The organism is Streptomyces mirabilis, from assembly GCF_039503195.1.
In the GTDB taxonomy this organism is placed as follows: Bacteria; Actinomycetota; Actinomycetes; order Streptomycetales; family Streptomycetaceae; genus Streptomyces; species Streptomyces mirabilis_D.
In genome coordinates this window covers 6958326-6972270 of record NZ_JBCJKP010000001.1, presented here as the reverse complement: position 1 = coordinate 6972270, position 13945 = coordinate 6958326, and the positions used below count along the sequence as shown (strand labels likewise).

11 protein-coding genes are annotated in these 13945 nt (G+C 69.4%); 4 read left to right on the top strand and 7 right to left on the bottom strand.

From position 1 onward, the window contains the following. Nucleotides 1-12: 12 nt before the first annotated feature. Nucleotides 13-1038: an ATP-dependent 6-phosphofructokinase gene (locus tag AAFF41_RS32185; protein ID WP_319746143.1), complete on the bottom strand. Its 1026-nt coding sequence runs from the start codon at nucleotides 1036-1038 to the stop codon at nucleotides 13-15. A gap of 218 nt (nucleotides 1039-1256) precedes the next feature. Here AAFF41_RS32185 and pta point away from each other — a divergent pair, with 218 nt between their 5' ends. From pta to pyk, 3 genes are all read left to right on the top strand, one after another. Further along, on the top strand, nucleotides 1257-3335 hold the full coding sequence (gene pta / locus AAFF41_RS32180; protein ID WP_319746145.1) for a phosphate acetyltransferase: 2079 nt from the start codon (nucleotides 1257-1259) through the stop codon (nucleotides 3333-3335). 32 nt (nucleotides 3336-3367) lie between these two features. Beyond that, the gene (locus tag AAFF41_RS32175) at nucleotides 3368-4585 is read left to right on the top strand and encodes an acetate kinase (RefSeq protein WP_319746829.1); all 1218 of its coding nucleotides are present in this window, start codon (nucleotides 3368-3370) and stop codon (nucleotides 4583-4585) included. A gap of 120 nt (nucleotides 4586-4705) precedes the next feature. Beyond that, a complete protein-coding gene (gene pyk / locus AAFF41_RS32170) occupies nucleotides 4706-6139 on the top strand; it encodes a pyruvate kinase (RefSeq protein ID WP_319746147.1) in 1434 nt (477 codons plus the stop codon). A 199-nt stretch (nucleotides 6140-6338) separates the two neighbouring features. Here the strand turns inward: pyk and AAFF41_RS32165 are convergent, their stop codons facing one another. From AAFF41_RS32165 to AAFF41_RS32150, 4 genes are all read right to left on the bottom strand, one after another. Then, nucleotides 6339-7655, bottom strand: a complete 1317-nt coding sequence (locus tag AAFF41_RS32165) for a hypothetical protein (RefSeq protein WP_343325044.1) — start codon at nucleotides 7653-7655, stop codon at nucleotides 6339-6341. After that, nucleotides 7645-8268: a DUF6114 domain-containing protein gene (locus AAFF41_RS32160; protein WP_319746152.1), complete on the bottom strand. Its 624-nt coding sequence runs from the start codon at nucleotides 8266-8268 to the stop codon at nucleotides 7645-7647. The genes AAFF41_RS32165 and AAFF41_RS32160 overlap by 11 nt, the downstream gene beginning before the upstream one ends. A 120-nt stretch (nucleotides 8269-8388) precedes the next feature. After that, nucleotides 8389-9021 (bottom strand): DUF6230 family protein, encoded by a 633-nt coding sequence (locus AAFF41_RS32155; protein ID WP_054233181.1) that lies wholly within the window; start codon nucleotides 9019-9021, stop codon nucleotides 8389-8391. Between the two features lie 659 nt (nucleotides 9022-9680). Then, nucleotides 9681-10658: a tetratricopeptide repeat protein gene (locus AAFF41_RS32150; RefSeq protein WP_319746155.1), complete on the bottom strand. Its 978-nt coding sequence runs from the start codon at nucleotides 10656-10658 to the stop codon at nucleotides 9681-9683. A gap of 278 nt (nucleotides 10659-10936) precedes the next feature. Here AAFF41_RS32150 and AAFF41_RS32145 point away from each other — a divergent pair, with 278 nt between their 5' ends. Beyond that, nucleotides 10937-11563 carry a TetR/AcrR family transcriptional regulator gene (locus AAFF41_RS32145; protein WP_054233183.1) on the top strand — a complete coding sequence of 209 codons (627 nt, stop codon included), beginning with the start codon at nucleotides 10937-10939 and terminating at the stop codon, nucleotides 11561-11563. A 175-nt stretch (nucleotides 11564-11738) separates the two neighbouring features. Here the strand turns inward: AAFF41_RS32145 and icmA are convergent, their stop codons facing one another. Together icmA and AAFF41_RS32135 are read right to left on the bottom strand one after the other, a co-directional pair. Next, the gene (gene icmA / locus AAFF41_RS32140) at nucleotides 11739-13439 is read right to left on the bottom strand and encodes a coenzyme B12-dependent isobutyryl-CoA mutase large subunit (protein ID WP_343325043.1); all 1701 of its coding nucleotides are present in this window, start codon (nucleotides 13437-13439) and stop codon (nucleotides 11739-11741) included. 74 nt (nucleotides 13440-13513) lie between these two features. Then, nucleotides 13514-13852 (bottom strand): DUF3817 domain-containing protein, encoded by a 339-nt coding sequence (locus AAFF41_RS32135; RefSeq protein ID WP_319746159.1) that lies wholly within the window; start codon nucleotides 13850-13852, stop codon nucleotides 13514-13516. Nucleotides 13853-13945: the final 93 nt, after the last annotated feature.

Sequence of the window (13945 nt, the reverse complement as noted above, 5' to 3'; positions counted from 1 at the left end):
CGGCCGTACGACCTAGAAGACCGACTCCGCCTCGTCCATCCGGTCCTTCGGCACCGTCTTCAGCTCCGTGACCGCCTCCGCCAGCGGCACCATCAGCACGTCCGTCCCCCGCAGCGCCGTCATCCGGCCGAAGTCACCCCGGTGCGCCGCCTCCACCGCGTGCCAGCCGAACCGCGTGGCGAGCACCCGGTCGTACGCGGTCGGGGTGCCGCCCCGCTGCACATGGCCGAGGATGACCGGCTTGGCCTCCTTGCCGAGGCGCCGCTCCAGCTCGTACGCCAGCGCCGTACCGATGCCCTGGAAGCGCTCGTGGCCGAACTGGTCGATGGCACCGTGGCCGTAGTCCATGGTGCCCTCGACGGGGTGGGCGCCCTCGGCGACGCAGATGACCGCGAACTTCTTGCCGCGGGCGAAACGCTCCTCGACCATCGCCATCACGTGGGACGGGTCGAAGGGGCGCTCGGGCAGACAGATGCCGTGGGCGCCGGCCGCCATGCCGGACTCCAGGGCGATCCAGCCCGCGTGCCGCCCCATGACCTCGACGACCATCACACGCTGGTGGGACTCGGCGGTGGTCTTCAGACGGTCCATGGCCTCCGTGGCCACCCCCACCGCCGTGTCGAAGCCGAAGGTCCGGTCGGTCGACGAGATGTCGTTGTCGATCGTCTTGGGGACACCGACCACCGGCAGCCCCGCGTCCGACAGCATCCGGGCGGCCGTCAGCGTGCCCTCGCCGCCGATCGGGATCAGCACGTCGATGCCGAACTCGCGGGCCATGTCCTGCGCGTTCTCGCAGGCCTCGCGGAGCCGGTCGCGCTGCAGTCGCGAGGAGCCGAGAATCGTGCCGCCACGGGCGAGGATGCCGCTGACCGCGTTGAGGTCGAGGGTGCGGTAGCGGCCGTCGAGCAAGCCCGCGTAGCCGTCCTCGAAGCCGATGACCTCGTCCCCGAAATTGGTGACCGCTCGGTGCACGACCGACCGGATCACGGCGTTCAGGCCCGGGCAGTCGCCGCCTGCGGTGAGAACTCCGATACGCATCGTGCTGTGTCTCCTGCTCGCTGCTGGTACGTGTGAGCCGGTCCGATTGTTTCATGAGCCGAAGGCCACCGACGATTCCCTCCTTCCCACCAGGACGTTTGTCCTGGCGGGCGCCCTATCTACCCTCAGAGGTATTGTCAAGAGGGTTCCGCTCACCCCAGTGGGCCATTTTCCCGAGCCCCGAAACCACCCAGCGCCGCAACGGATGGAGAGCACGCGTGACCCGCAGCGTCTACGTGACCGGGATCGACCGCGGCGACGGCCGCCAGGTCGTCGAGCTGGGGGTCATGGAGCTCCTGACTCGCCAGGTCGACCGGGTGGGCGTCTTCCGTCCACTCGTCCACGACGGCCCGGACCGGCTCTTCGAGCTGCTGCGCGCCCGCTACCGGCTGACCCAGGACCCGGCGAGCGTGTACGGCATGGACTACCACGAGGCGTCCACGCTCCAGGCCGAGCAGGGCGCGGACGAGCTGGTCTCCTCCCTCGTCGACCGCTTCCACCTCGTCGCCCGTGACTACGACGTCGTCCTCGTCCTGGGCACCGACTTCGCCGACACCCAGTTCCCGGACGAGCTGGCGCTGAACGCGCGGCTCGCGAACGAGTTCGGCGCCTCCGTGATCCCCGTGGTCGGCGGACGCGGGCAGACCGCCGAGTCCGTGCGCGCCGAGACGCGCAACGCCTACCGCGCGTACGACGGTCTGGGCTGCGACGTCCTCGCCATGGTCGTGAACCGGGTGGCCCCGGCCGACCGCGCCGACATCAGCGAGCGGATCGACCACCGTCTGCCCGTCCCCTGTTACGTGCTGCCCGACGAACCCGCCCTCTCCGCGCCCACCGTCGCGCAGATCACCCACGCCCTCGGCGGCAAGGTGCTCCTCGGCGACGACGCGGGCCTCGCCCGGGACGCGCTCGACTTCGTCTTCGGCGGCGCCATGCTGCCGAACTTCCTGAACGCCCTGACCCCGGGATGCCTCGTGGTCACCCCGGGCGATCGCGCCGACCTGGTCGTCGGCTCGCTCGCCGCGCACAGTGCCGGCACCCCGCCCATAGCCGGCGTGCTCCTGACCCTGAACGAGCGGCCCAGCGACGAGGTCCTCACCCTCGCCGCCCGCCTCGCCCCCGGCACCCCGGTGATCTCGGTGGCCGGCAACTCCTTCCCTATCGCGGCCGAACTCTTCTCCCTGGAGGGGAAGTTGAACGCCGCCACCCCCCGCAAGGCGGAGACCGCCCTCGGCCTCTTCGAGCGGTACGTCGACACCAGCGACCTGCTCAGGCGCGTCTCCGCGCCGAGCAGCGACCGCCTCACCCCGATGATGTTCGAGCACAAGCTCCTCGAACAGGCCCGCTCCGACAAGCGCCGCGTCGTGCTCCCCGAGGGCACCGAGGCCCGCGTCCTGCACGCCGCGGAGGTGCTGCTGCGCCGGGGCGTGTGCGACCTGACGCTGCTCGGTCCGGTCGACCAGATCCGCAAGAAGGCCGCCGACCTCGGCATCGACCTGGGCGACAGCCAGCTGATCGACCCGGTCACCTCCGAGCTGCGCGAACGCTTCGCCGAGAAGTACGCCGCCCTGCGCGCCCACAAGGGCGTCACCGTCGAGCTGGCCTACGACGTCGTCGCCGACGTGAACTACTTCGGGACGCTGATGGTGCAGGAGGGGCTCGCCGACGGCATGGTCTCCGGCTCCGTGCACTCCACCGCCGCGACCATCCGGCCCGCCTTCGAGATCATCAAGACCAAGCCGGACACCAAGATCGTCTCGTCCGTCTTCTTCATGTGCCTCGCCGACAAGGTCCTGGTCTACGGCGACTGCGCGGTGAACCCCGACCCGGACGCCGAGCAGCTCTGCGACATCGCCATCCAGTCGGCCGTCACGGCCGAACAGTTCGGCGTCGAGCCCCGGATCGCCATGCTGTCGTACTCGACGGGGACGTCCGGGTCGGGCGCCGACGTCGACAAGGTGCGCGAGGCCACCGACCTGGTACGGCTGCGCCGCGACGATCTGAAGATCGAGGGGCCGATCCAGTACGACGCCGCGGTCGAACCGACCGTCGCGGCGACCAAGCTGCCGGACTCGGAGGTCGCCGGGCAGGCGTCCGTGCTGATCTTCCCCGACCTGAACACCGGCAACAACACCTACAAGGCCGTACAGCGCTCGGCCGGCGCGATCGCCGTCGGCCCGGTCCTGCAGGGCCTGCGCAAGCCCGTCAACGACCTGTCCCGCGGGGCGCTGGTACAGGACATTGTCAACACGGTCGTGATCACGGCGATCCAGGCCCAGACTTCGAGCAGGGCATGACCACCACCCTCGACCCAGAAGGCACCCCCGCAGTGACCGCCACCCGCGTCCTCGTCCTCAACTCCGGCTCCTCGTCGGTGAAGTACCAGCTGCTCGACATGCGCGACAGCAGCCGTCTCGCCATGGGCCTCGTCGAGCGCATCGGCGAGGGCACCTCCCGGCTGAAGCACACGGCGCTCACCACGGGCGAGACCCGCGAGACGATCGGCCCCATCGCCGACCACGCCGCCGCCCTCAAGACCGTCGCCGAGGAGCTGACCAAGGACGGCCTCGGCCTGGACTCGCCCGAGCTGGCCGCGATCGGCCACCGGGTGGTGCACGGCGGGCAGCAGTTCACCGCGCCCACGGTCATCGACGAGGCCGTGCTCGCCGAGATCGAGCGGCTGATCCCGGTCGCCCCGCTGCACAACCCGGCGAACCTGATCGGTATCCGTACGGCCCAGGCGCTGCGCCCCGACCTGCCCCAGGTCGCCGTCTTCGACACCGCCTTCCACACGACGATGCCGGAGTCGGCGGCGCGCTACGCGATCGACGTGAAGACCGCCGACGCGTACCGCATCCGGCGCTACGGCTTCCACGGCACCTCGCACGCGTATGTGTCCCGGGCGACGGCCGAGCTCCTGGGCAGGGCCCCCGAGGACGTGAACGTCATCGTGCTGCACCTCGGCAACGGCGCGTCCGCCTCCGCCGTACGGGGCGGCCGCTGCGTGGACACCTCGATGGGGCTCACGCCGCTGGAGGGACTGGTCATGGGCACGCGGTCGGGCGACATGGACCCCGCGGTCATCTTCCATTTGATGCGCGTTGGCGGGATGTCCACGGACGAGATCGACACTTTGCTGAACAAGAAGAGCGGCCTGATCGGTCTGTGCGGCGACAACGACATGCGGGAGATCCGTCGCCGTGTCGACGAGGGTGACGAGCAGGCGCGGCTCGCCTTCGACATCTACATCCACCGCCTGAAGAAGTACATCGGCGCCTACTACGCGGTACTGGGCCGGGTGGACGCGATCGCCTTCACCGCCGGAGTGGGCGAGAACGCCGCCCCGGTGCGCGAGGCCGCGGTGGCCGGTCTGGAGGAACTCGGCCTGGCGGTCGACGCCGACCTGAACGCGGCTCGAGGGGACGGGCCCAGACTCGTCTCCCCCGAGGGCGCACGGGTCGCGGTCGCCGTGGTGCCGACCGACGAGGAACTGGAGATCGCCACGCAGACCTACGCACTCGTGGGCGCGTCCCACGACCTCATCTGAGCGGCACCACGCCACCTCGAACGGGGGGCAGGTGCCACCTCAGCTGAGCGGCAGCGCGCCCCTTTGTATCTTCCGCCAGACGGAATATTCCGTAGCGAAACAAACCGATAGGATCGCCCTATGCGCCGTTCGAAAATCGTCTGTACTCTCGGCCCCGCGGTCGACTCCCACGAGCAGCTCGTCGCGCTGATCGAAGCCGGCATGAACGTGGCCCGCTTCAACTTCAGCCACGGCACGCAGGCAGAGCACCAGAGCCGCTACGACCGGGTCCGGGCCGCCGCGGCCGAGACCGGCAAGGCCGTCGGTGTCCTCGCCGACCTGCAGGGCCCGAAGATCCGTCTGGAGACCTTCGCCGAGGGACCCGTCGAGCTGGTGCGCGGTGACGAGTTCACCATCACCATCGAGGACGTGCCCGGCGACAAGCACATCTGCGGCACGACCTACAAGGGTCTGCCCGGTGACGTCTCCAAGGGCGACCCGATCCTCATCAACGACGGCAACGTCGAGCTGAAGGTCGTCGAGGTCGACGGTTCCCGCGTCAAGACGGTCGTCATCGAGGGCGGTGTGATCTCGGACCACAAGGGCATCAACCTGCCCGGCACGGCCGTGAACGTGCCGGCGCTGTCCGAGAAGGACGTCGAGGACCTGCGCTTCGCGCTGCGGATGGGCTGCGACATGGTCGCCCTGTCCTTCGTGCGTGACGCCCACGACGTGAACGACGTGCACAAGGTGATGGACGAGGAGGGCCGCCGGGTCCCCGTCATCGCCAAGGTCGAGAAGCCGCAGGCGGTCGAGAACATGGAGGCCGTCGTCGCGGCGTTCGACGCCGTCATGGTGGCCCGTGGCGACCTGGCCGTCGAGTACCCGCTCGAGAAGGTCCCGATGGTGCAGAAGCGCCTCGTGGAGCTGTGCCGCCGCAACGCCAAGCCGGTGATCGTCGCGACCCAGATGATGGAGTCGATGATCACCAACTCCCGGCCGACCCGCGCCGAGGCCTCCGACGTCGCCAACGCGATCCTCGACGGCGCCGACGCGGTCATGCTCTCGGCCGAGTCGAGCGTGGGCGCGTACCCGATCGAGACGGTCAAGACGATGTCGAAGATCGTCGTGGCGGCGGAGGAAGAGCTCCTCTCCAAGGGGCTGCAGCCCCTGGTCCCCGGCAAGAAGCCCCGCACGCAGGGTGGTTCGGTCGCCCGTGCCGCCTGCGAGATCGCCGACTTCCTCGGCGGCAAGGGCCTGGTCGCCTTCACCAAGTCCGGTGACACCGCCCGCCGGCTCTCCCGCTATCGCGCGGCCCAGCCGATCCTGGCCTTCACCACCGACGAGGGCACCCGCAACCAGCTCGCGCTGAGCTGGGGCGTCGAGTCACACGTCGTGCCGTTCGTGAAGAGCACCGACGAGATGGTCGACCTCGTCGACCACGAGCTCCAGAAGCTCAAGCGGTTCAACGACGGCGACATCGTCGTGATGACCGCCGGCTCGCCCCCCGGCGTCCCCGGCACCACCAACATGGTCCGGGTGCACCACCTGGGCGAGAGCGGTCGCACCGCCTGACCCGCGGCCCCCGTACGCCACTGAGGGCGCCTCCTGTGACAGGGGGCGCCCTCGGTGTTCGATGCGCACAGGCGGTTCACGGCAGCTCGTCGGCCAACCGCTGGTACGCAGGACTGTGGCCCGGCCCTCCGCGTGAGCGGAGGTACCGGGCCACAGCCCTGTGTGCGGCTCCCGGACGGGTCTTGGTCGCGACCGGCCGTCAGCCGGTCACGTACTGGTGCAGCCCGGGGATCGTCAGCGTGCCGCCGAACTGACCGGCCTGGACGACCTTCACCTTGGTGAAGTAGATCAGCGGTATGTTCAGCGGCGGCGGGTTGTCCGGGCTGAACGTGATCGGGATCAGGCCGAGCAGGTTGCCGGAGATGCTTTCGGTGTACATCACCGTCTTGCCGTCACGGATGGTGGACGTCGTACCGCTGCCGGCCTGCACGTGGTACGTCTTGCCGGACTCCTTGTCGTTCACCGTCTGGTGCAGGTCGCCGATGTCGGTGCCGTCGGAGATGACGTACTTCAGGACCTTCTTGACGGTACCGTTGGCGGTCTTCACCTTCACGATGCCCTGGTAGTCCGCGCCCTTGAGGAGCAGCGAACTGGCGTTCAGGTACCAGGGGTCGTCGGGCAGGGTCACCGGGTTGTCGACGCCGCCCTCGGCGTCGGTGGCGACCGGGCAGTCCGCCGCGTTGGTGGTGGAGCTCGCGGACGGGCTGGGCGAGGTGACCGCGCCGGTCGCGTCCTTGACCGCCTTGGTGGTGTCCTCGGCCGCCTTCGTCGCCGTGTCGGTCGTGTCCTTCACGGTGTTCTTGACCGTGTCGGCGACCTTGCCGGTGGTGTCCTTGAGCGTGCCGGACGTGGTCGTGTCGCCGGTGCCCTTGGTCGCGCTCGCCGGGGCGGACGCGGAGGCCGACGGCGCGGGGCTCGTGGTGGCGCTCGCCGTGGAGCCGCTGCCGCCGGTGAAGATGCCCGTGATCGCGTCGCCGATGGTGCCCAGCAGGTCGCCCCCGCTGCTCGCGGAGGCCGACGGGGGCGCCGTCGAAGCGCTGCCACCGCCACTGCTCTGCGCCGACTTGCTCGCGGACGGCGTCGGTGTGGACCCGGCCTTGTCGTCGGAACCTGAATCCGGCGAAGAGGTCTTGTCCGGCGACGAGGGCGTGCTCGCCGAGGGCGTCGGATCCGGCTTGTCGGCGGACGCGGCGGCGCTCGGCGAGGAAGAGGAGGAGGCCGAAGCGGAGGGAGTCGGACTGGCCGACGTGTCCTTGCCGTTCACAGCCTCGACGCACTTCTGGTACTCGTCGGCGGTCAGGCTCTTGGCGGGCGAGTGGTCGTCGGCCCGGGCGAGTGTCGGCGTGAACCCCATCCCCATGAGAACGGCGGTCGGCATCGCCGCGATGGCGACGGCCTTGCCCGCGGGCACGTGGAACCTGGTGAACAGCGGCTTCCTCGGGGCCGCGTGGCGCGGCCCGGTTCTCACCCGGGACTCGTCCACCTCGATCCCGCGGGTCACCTCGTCAGCCGGCACTGTGCCTCCCGTTCGCCCCGTGAGCGGAGCTCATTCCTGACAGGTCCCTCGGCTCGCCCGACTCGTCGGCGACCGCGGGGCCCGCGCTGTCGGCACCGTGCTGGAGGCCCGTGGACTCCGGGCTCTGCGGCAGGTGCGGGGTTTTCGGGGTGATGTCGGGGGCGCCCGGGGCGCCGCCCTCGCTCTTGTGCGCCGGCGCACGCTGCTCCTCGCCGGGCTCTCCAGGAACCCAGGAGACCGCCATCGCGCCGCCGGTCATGGCGAAGAGGAAGCCGATGAGGAAGCCACCGAGGTTGGACACCGGGATGGAGACCAGCGCGAGCAGGATCGCCGCGACCCCGGCGAAGGTCCGTACGTGCTTCTGGAACCAGAGACTGATGCCCAGGACCCAGAGCAGCACGCCGATGATCAGGGAGCCGGCGCCGGCGGTGGTGGACATCGCCAGCGTCAGATGACCGATCTGAAGGTTCGCGTACGGGAAGTAGGCGATGGGGAAGCCGCCGAGCAGGATGAACAAGCCGGCCCAGAACGGGCGATCGCCCCTCCAGGTACGGAAGTTCCGCCGGAAGACTTGGAGATAGTGCTCGCTCTGCCCGGGTGACTCGGCGCTCATGGAAACGGCTCCCTGGAACGGCTTTACTGTGTGGCGTACGCGCTTGAGTAGTTCACGTACTGCGGGAAAAGGTGGGGCGGGCGGGGCAGCTGCCGGCTCCCCCGCCCGCCCCTGGAGTGCCTAGTAGCACTCCTTGACGCCCTTGGACAGCGACATCTTCAGGCCGCTGAGCTTGAACGTACCGGCGGTGGTCGCCCACGCCGTCTGCTTCACATCGGTAAGGTCGGCCGAATCGGCCTGCTGGGCGAATCCGTACGGGTTCGCCTGGTCACCCTTGGCAATGCCCGGACCCTTGCTGGCGTCCTTGGCCGCAACACCGATGTCGATGTTGTGGAACGTCGCGTCAGCCTGCAGGTCCTCGACGTCGATGTACAGGTTTTCGGCCTGGACCGGCGTGCCACCGCCGCCCGCCTTCAGGACCAGGCTGACCGATCCGAGCAGCGGGATGTTCGGGGTGACCACGGACTGGCACATGTTGGTGATCGACGCGGACTTGAACGCCGAGACCGCGACGGGGTGAGCCGTCTTCTGGCCGTCGAGGGTGTACCCCGAGTCGATGGCTCCGTACTGCGAGAAGCCTTCTCCGTGGAGCGAGTCCGCCGTCACCTTGAACGACTGACCCGACACGCTGAACGACGCGGCGAGAGCGCCCTGCGCGAGGGCGACACCTATCGCTGCCGTGGCGGCCACGCTGGGCACCATCACGACCGCGAACCGCTTCCATCTGGTCCCGCCACGCACCTGGGACTCCATATTTCCTCCTTCTCGGACGTACATCTCCTGGCCCTGACTGACCCAATGTCGGCGGCTCAGCCGGGCAGGGATGGGAGAAGTGCTACGTCCTCGGGAAGGAGAGCGCCCGTACTCGTCGAGCGCCAACTGCGCCCGGCATCACCGGCGATCACCCCCGAGCGACAACCACTGGTCGCGCCTGACACACATCACGCACAACCTGCTGGACAGGCTCCGCCGAACGGCAGAGACCCCCCTGTCCAAGGGCCGGCGCCACTGCCGCCGCCCCTACTCGGTGGGGACCCAGAAAACCCCTTGACCCGATTGGCTGTCGGGGTAGGGGGAATGGACCGAGCGTCGCCGATCGTGGTGCATTCTGGCCGCCCGCACAAGGGGGTTCGTTACTCGCTAGTAACGGCCGGATAACCGAACAACGACCCGGCGGTGTCGGTCGGCGACTCTGGGTGGCACCAAGGGTGACGCCAAAACAGTTGATCCTCGGACAGAATCCGACAGATCAACGCCCCCGACTTACTCCCAGTAACAGCGGCCGCGTTTACCAAGTTTTGGTAAAGCGCGGCCACCTGCCGCTCTCTCGGCAAATCTTTCACCTGGGCATCACACGCCCCGGCGTTTAGGAACAGGTCAGCACACCGGGCGGAACCCGGTCGCGGAGGCGATCAGAACAGCGCCCGCGCCAGTGCCCGGCGCGCCGCGATCACCCGCGGATCGTCGCCGCCCACGACCTCGAAGAGCTCCAACAGCCTCAGCCGTACGGCATCCCGGTCGTCGCCCGCCGTGCGCTGCACCGTGTCGATGAGCCGCCCGAGCGCGTCTTCGACGTGCCCGCCCACCAGGTCGAGGTCCGCGGCCGCGATCTGCGCCGTTACGTCCTTGGGCTTCTCGGCGGCGTCCTTGCGCACCTGGAGCGGGTCGGCACCCTGCACGCGCTGCAGCAACTCGGCCTGCGCGAGGCCGAGCTTGGCCTCCGTGTTGCCGGGGTCGTCGCTCAGCACGTTCTTGTACGCCTGTACGGCACCGCCGAAGTCACCCGCGTCCAAGGCCTGCACAGCGGCCTCCAGGAGCGCGTCGTAGGGCCCTGCCGGTACCTCGTGCGCCGCCGGGGCGCTGCCGGACTCGGCGTCGGGGTCGACCGTCAGGCCGGTCAGGCCGAAGCGCTGCTCGGCGACCTCGACGAGCTGGTCGAGGGTCCCGCGGATCTGCGCCTCTCCGGCCGCACCCTGGAAGAGCGGCAGCGCCTGCCCCGCCACGACGGCGAACACGGCCGGGATCCCCTGGATCCCGAACTGCTGCATCAACATCTGGTTGGCGTCGACGTCGATCTTGGCAAGGACGAAGCGTCCGTTGTACTCGACGGCCAGCCGTTCGAGTACCGGGCTCAACTGCTTGCAGGGCTCGCACCACTCGGCCCAGAAGTCGATGACGACCGGGACCTCGGTGGACCGCTGCAGGACATCTCGCTCGAATCCCGCCTCGTCGACATCGATGACGAGGCCGGCGGGAGACACGGCCCCGCCTCCGCCGCCCTCCCTGGCCGCTTCGGCGCGCGCCTGCTCCGCCTTCGCCTTGGCCTCCTGGGCCGCCTTCACCGCGGCGAGGTCGACGACTCCGCTCATGGACATGTTCCGTGGCTGCATGAGTACATCCTCCCCCTTCCTCGCGCACGTGTGAAAAGCGCTGTGAAAGCCGGGCCGCTTTACGACGCGACCCGACTCGATCCGTGCTGTCGGGCACCGGGTCCCCACCTGGCGCCCATGGTTGTCGCCCGTCCACGAGTCACCGCGTACGAGCTTTCGCTACGGCTCGTAGCGTAACTGTCCCGCTGCCCCCCTGTCCGCCATACCCCGGTGATCTCCCTCACGACTTCACACAACCGCCCGATTTGGCCGGCCGGGGCGGCGGATAAGGTCCTGACATGCAGAGTCGCGCCACCACCCCCCGCACGGGACGCCCGCGCAGCGCTGCCGCGGACGCCGCGATCCTGCAGGCGACGCGGGCGGCGCTGGTCGAACTGGGCTGGTCCAAACTGACGTTGGGGGACGTGGCGACGCGGGCCGGAGTCGCCAAGACGACCCTCTACCGTCGCTGGGCGGGCAAGAACGAGCTCGTGGTCGACGCGGTGGCCGTCCTCTTCGACGAACTGGAACTCCCCGACCGCGGGAGCCTGGCCGCCGACATCGAGGGCGTGGTGCTTCAGTTCGCGGCGCTCCTGAACCGGCCCGAGACCGCGACGGCCCTGATGGCGGTGGTGGCCGAGTCGACCCGCGACGAGCCGCTGCGCGAACGCATCCGCACGTCCATCGTCGACCGGCAGAAGCGGCTCGTCGTGGAGGGGCGGGCCCGGGCCACCGCGCGCGGCGAACTCCCTCCGGAGTCCGACCCCGAGGTCGCCGCGCGTACGGCGGACCTCATCTTCGACGTGGTCGCGGGGGCGGTGGTGCATCGCACACTGGTCAGCGCGGAGCCCGCGGACGAGGAGTGGGTCCGCGCGTTCACCCAGGTCCTCCTCCTGGGCCTGACAGGCACGCCTCCCACCCCCTGAGCGGCCTCGCCCTCAACCGGTGGGCGGGTCGGGGAAGGTGGGACGCGGTGAGTGGCCTCGCCGTCGAACACCGGCCGACCCGAGGCTTTCAGGGGCGCGGGGAACTGCGCGGCCGGCCCCCACGCACCCGCGGTCGAAGAAGGGTGTCCGGGGTCCGGGGCGGAGCCCCAGGGGGTCAGAAGCCCGCCGGTTCCGTGTACACCCCCCACTCGTCGCGGAGCACGTCACAGATCTCGCCGAGCGTAGCCTCGGCCCGCACCGCCTCCAGCATGGGCACGATCATGTTCGACCCGTCCCGCGCGGCGGCGAGCATCGCGTCCAGCGAGGCCCGTACGCGCGCGTCGTCGCGCCCACCGCGCCGCACCCCCAACTCCCGTACCTGCTCCCGCTCCACTTCGTGACTGACGCGCAGGATCTCCAGGTCCCCGGTCACGGACCCGTGATGGACGTTCACGCCCACCACCCGCTTGTCACCCTTCTCCAACGCCCGCTGGTACTGGAACGCCGACTCGGCGATCTCCCCGGTGAACCAGCCGTCCTCGATGCCCCGAAGGATGCCGGAGGTGATGGGACCGATCGGGTGCTGCCCGTCGGGATGCGCCCGCAGCCCCCGCTCCCTGATCTGCTCGAAGATCTTCTCCGCGTCGGCCTCGATCCGGTCGGTGAGCTGCTCGACGTACCAGGAACCGCCCAGCGGGTCGGCGACGTTGGCGACGCCCGTCTCCTCCATCAGCACCTGCTGCGTCCGCAGGGCGATCTCGGCGGCCTGCTCGGACGGCAGCGCGAGCGTCTCGTCCAGCGCGTTGGTGTGAAGGGAGTTCGTGCCGCCCAGAACGGCCGCGAGCGCCTCCACCGCCGTACGGACGACGTTGTTGTACGGCTGCTGCGCCGTCAGCGAGACACCCGCGGTCTGCGTGTGGAAGCGCAGCCACTGCGCCTTGTCCGACTTCGCCCCGTACACGTCCCGCATCCACCGCGCCCAGATCCGCCGCGCCGCCCGGAACTTGGCGATCTCCTCGAAGAAGTCGAGGTGCGCGTCGAAGAAGAAGGAGAGGCCGGGGGCGAAGACGTCCACGTCGAGGCCGCGCGAGAGCCCCAGCTCGACGTAGCCGAACCCGTCCGCCAGCGTGTACGCCAGCTCCTGCGCGGCCGTGGAGCCGGCCTCCCGGATGTGGTAGCCGGAGACGGACAGCGGCTTGTACGCGGGGATCTTCGCGGCGCAGTGCTCCATCAGGTCGCCGATGAGGCGCAGGTGCGGCTCGGGCTGGAAGAGCCACTCCTTCTGGGCGATGTACTCCTTGAAGATGTCGGTCTGGAGGGTGCCGTTCAGAACGGACGGGTCGATCCCTTGCCGTTCCGCGGCGACCAGGTACATGCAGAAGACGGGTACGGCCGGTCCGCTGATCGTCATCGACGTCGTGACGTCACCCAGCGGGATGTCCTTGAACAGGACCTCCATGTCGGCCGCCGAGTCGATCGCGACCCCACAGTGCCCGACCTCGCCGAGGGAGCGCGGATCGTCGGAGTCGCGCCCCATGAGCGTCGGCATGTCGAAGGCGACCGACAGTCCGCCGCCGCCCGCGGCGAGGATCATCTTGTAGCGCTCGTTCGTCTGCTCCGCGTTCCCGAACCCGGCGAACTGGCGGATCGTCCACGTACGCCCTCGGTAGCCGGTCGGGTACAGGCCGCGGGTGAAGGGGTACTCGCCGGGCCAGCCGATCCGCTCGAAGCCGTCGTACCTGTCCCCCGGCCGTGGCCCGTACACCGGCTCCACCGGGTCCCCGGAGAGCGTGGTGAAGTCGGCCTCACGCGTGCGCGAGGTGTCGTACCGGGCCTGCCAGCGTCGGCGGCCCTCTTCGATGGCGTCAGCGTCCATGCTTCGAATTTACTAGGACGTCCTAGTAAATGTCGATGGGGAACCGCCACGGACCACTCCCGTGGCGGTAAGGGTTACGCCTCGGCGACCACGGGAGAGTCCTCCGCGATCTTCGACTCCAGCTCCTGGGTGACCTTCCGCTCCACGAAGAACGCAGCCGTCGGAACGGTGCCCGCGAGCAGCACCCACAGCTGCTTGCCCACCGGCCACTTCGCCTTGGAGCCGAGGTCGAAGGCGAAGACCAGGTAGACGACGTAGAGCCAGCCGTGTGCGAAGCCGACGGCGAAGGTGACGTCACCGGCACCGTTCATGTGGAGCACGTACTTGGCGATCGTAGCGAGGGTCAGCAGGACCAGCAGCACACCGGTGACGTAGGCCATCACGCGGTAGCGGGTCAGCACGCTCTTCTTCATGGGGATGAGCGTAACGACCCCTTTTGCGCGATCTACGAGCACCCCCGCCCCGGCGCGCCTGCGTACCTCTGTTCCCCTGTTCCTCTGTTCCTC

What these genes read in the sequence shown, in the direction of transcription:
- AAFF41_RS32185 (WP_319746143.1), bottom strand. Translation starts at nt 1,038, where the DNA reads ATGCGTATCGGAGTTCTCACCGCAGGCGGCGACTGCCCGGGCCTGAAC.
- AAFF41_RS32135 (WP_319746159.1), bottom strand. Translation starts at nt 13,852, where the DNA reads ATGAAGAAGAGCGTGCTGACCCGCTACCGCGTGATGGCCTACGTCACC.
- AAFF41_RS32150 (WP_319746155.1), bottom strand. Translation starts at nt 10,658, where the DNA reads ATGCAGCCACGGAACATGTCCATGAGCGGAGTCGTCGACCTCGCCGCG.
- pyk (WP_319746147.1), top strand. Translation starts at nt 4,706, where the DNA reads ATGCGCCGTTCGAAAATCGTCTGTACTCTCGGCCCCGCGGTCGACTCC.
- AAFF41_RS32155 (WP_054233181.1), bottom strand. Translation starts at nt 9,021, where the DNA reads ATGGAGTCCCAGGTGCGTGGCGGGACCAGATGGAAGCGGTTCGCGGTC.
- icmA (WP_343325043.1), bottom strand. Translation starts at nt 13,439, where the DNA reads ATGGACGCTGACGCCATCGAAGAGGGCCGCCGACGCTGGCAGGCCCGG.
- AAFF41_RS32160 (WP_319746152.1), bottom strand. Translation starts at nt 8,268, where the DNA reads ATGAGCGCCGAGTCACCCGGGCAGAGCGAGCACTATCTCCAAGTCTTC.
- AAFF41_RS32145 (WP_054233183.1), top strand. Translation starts at nt 10,937, where the DNA reads ATGCAGAGTCGCGCCACCACCCCCCGCACGGGACGCCCGCGCAGCGCT.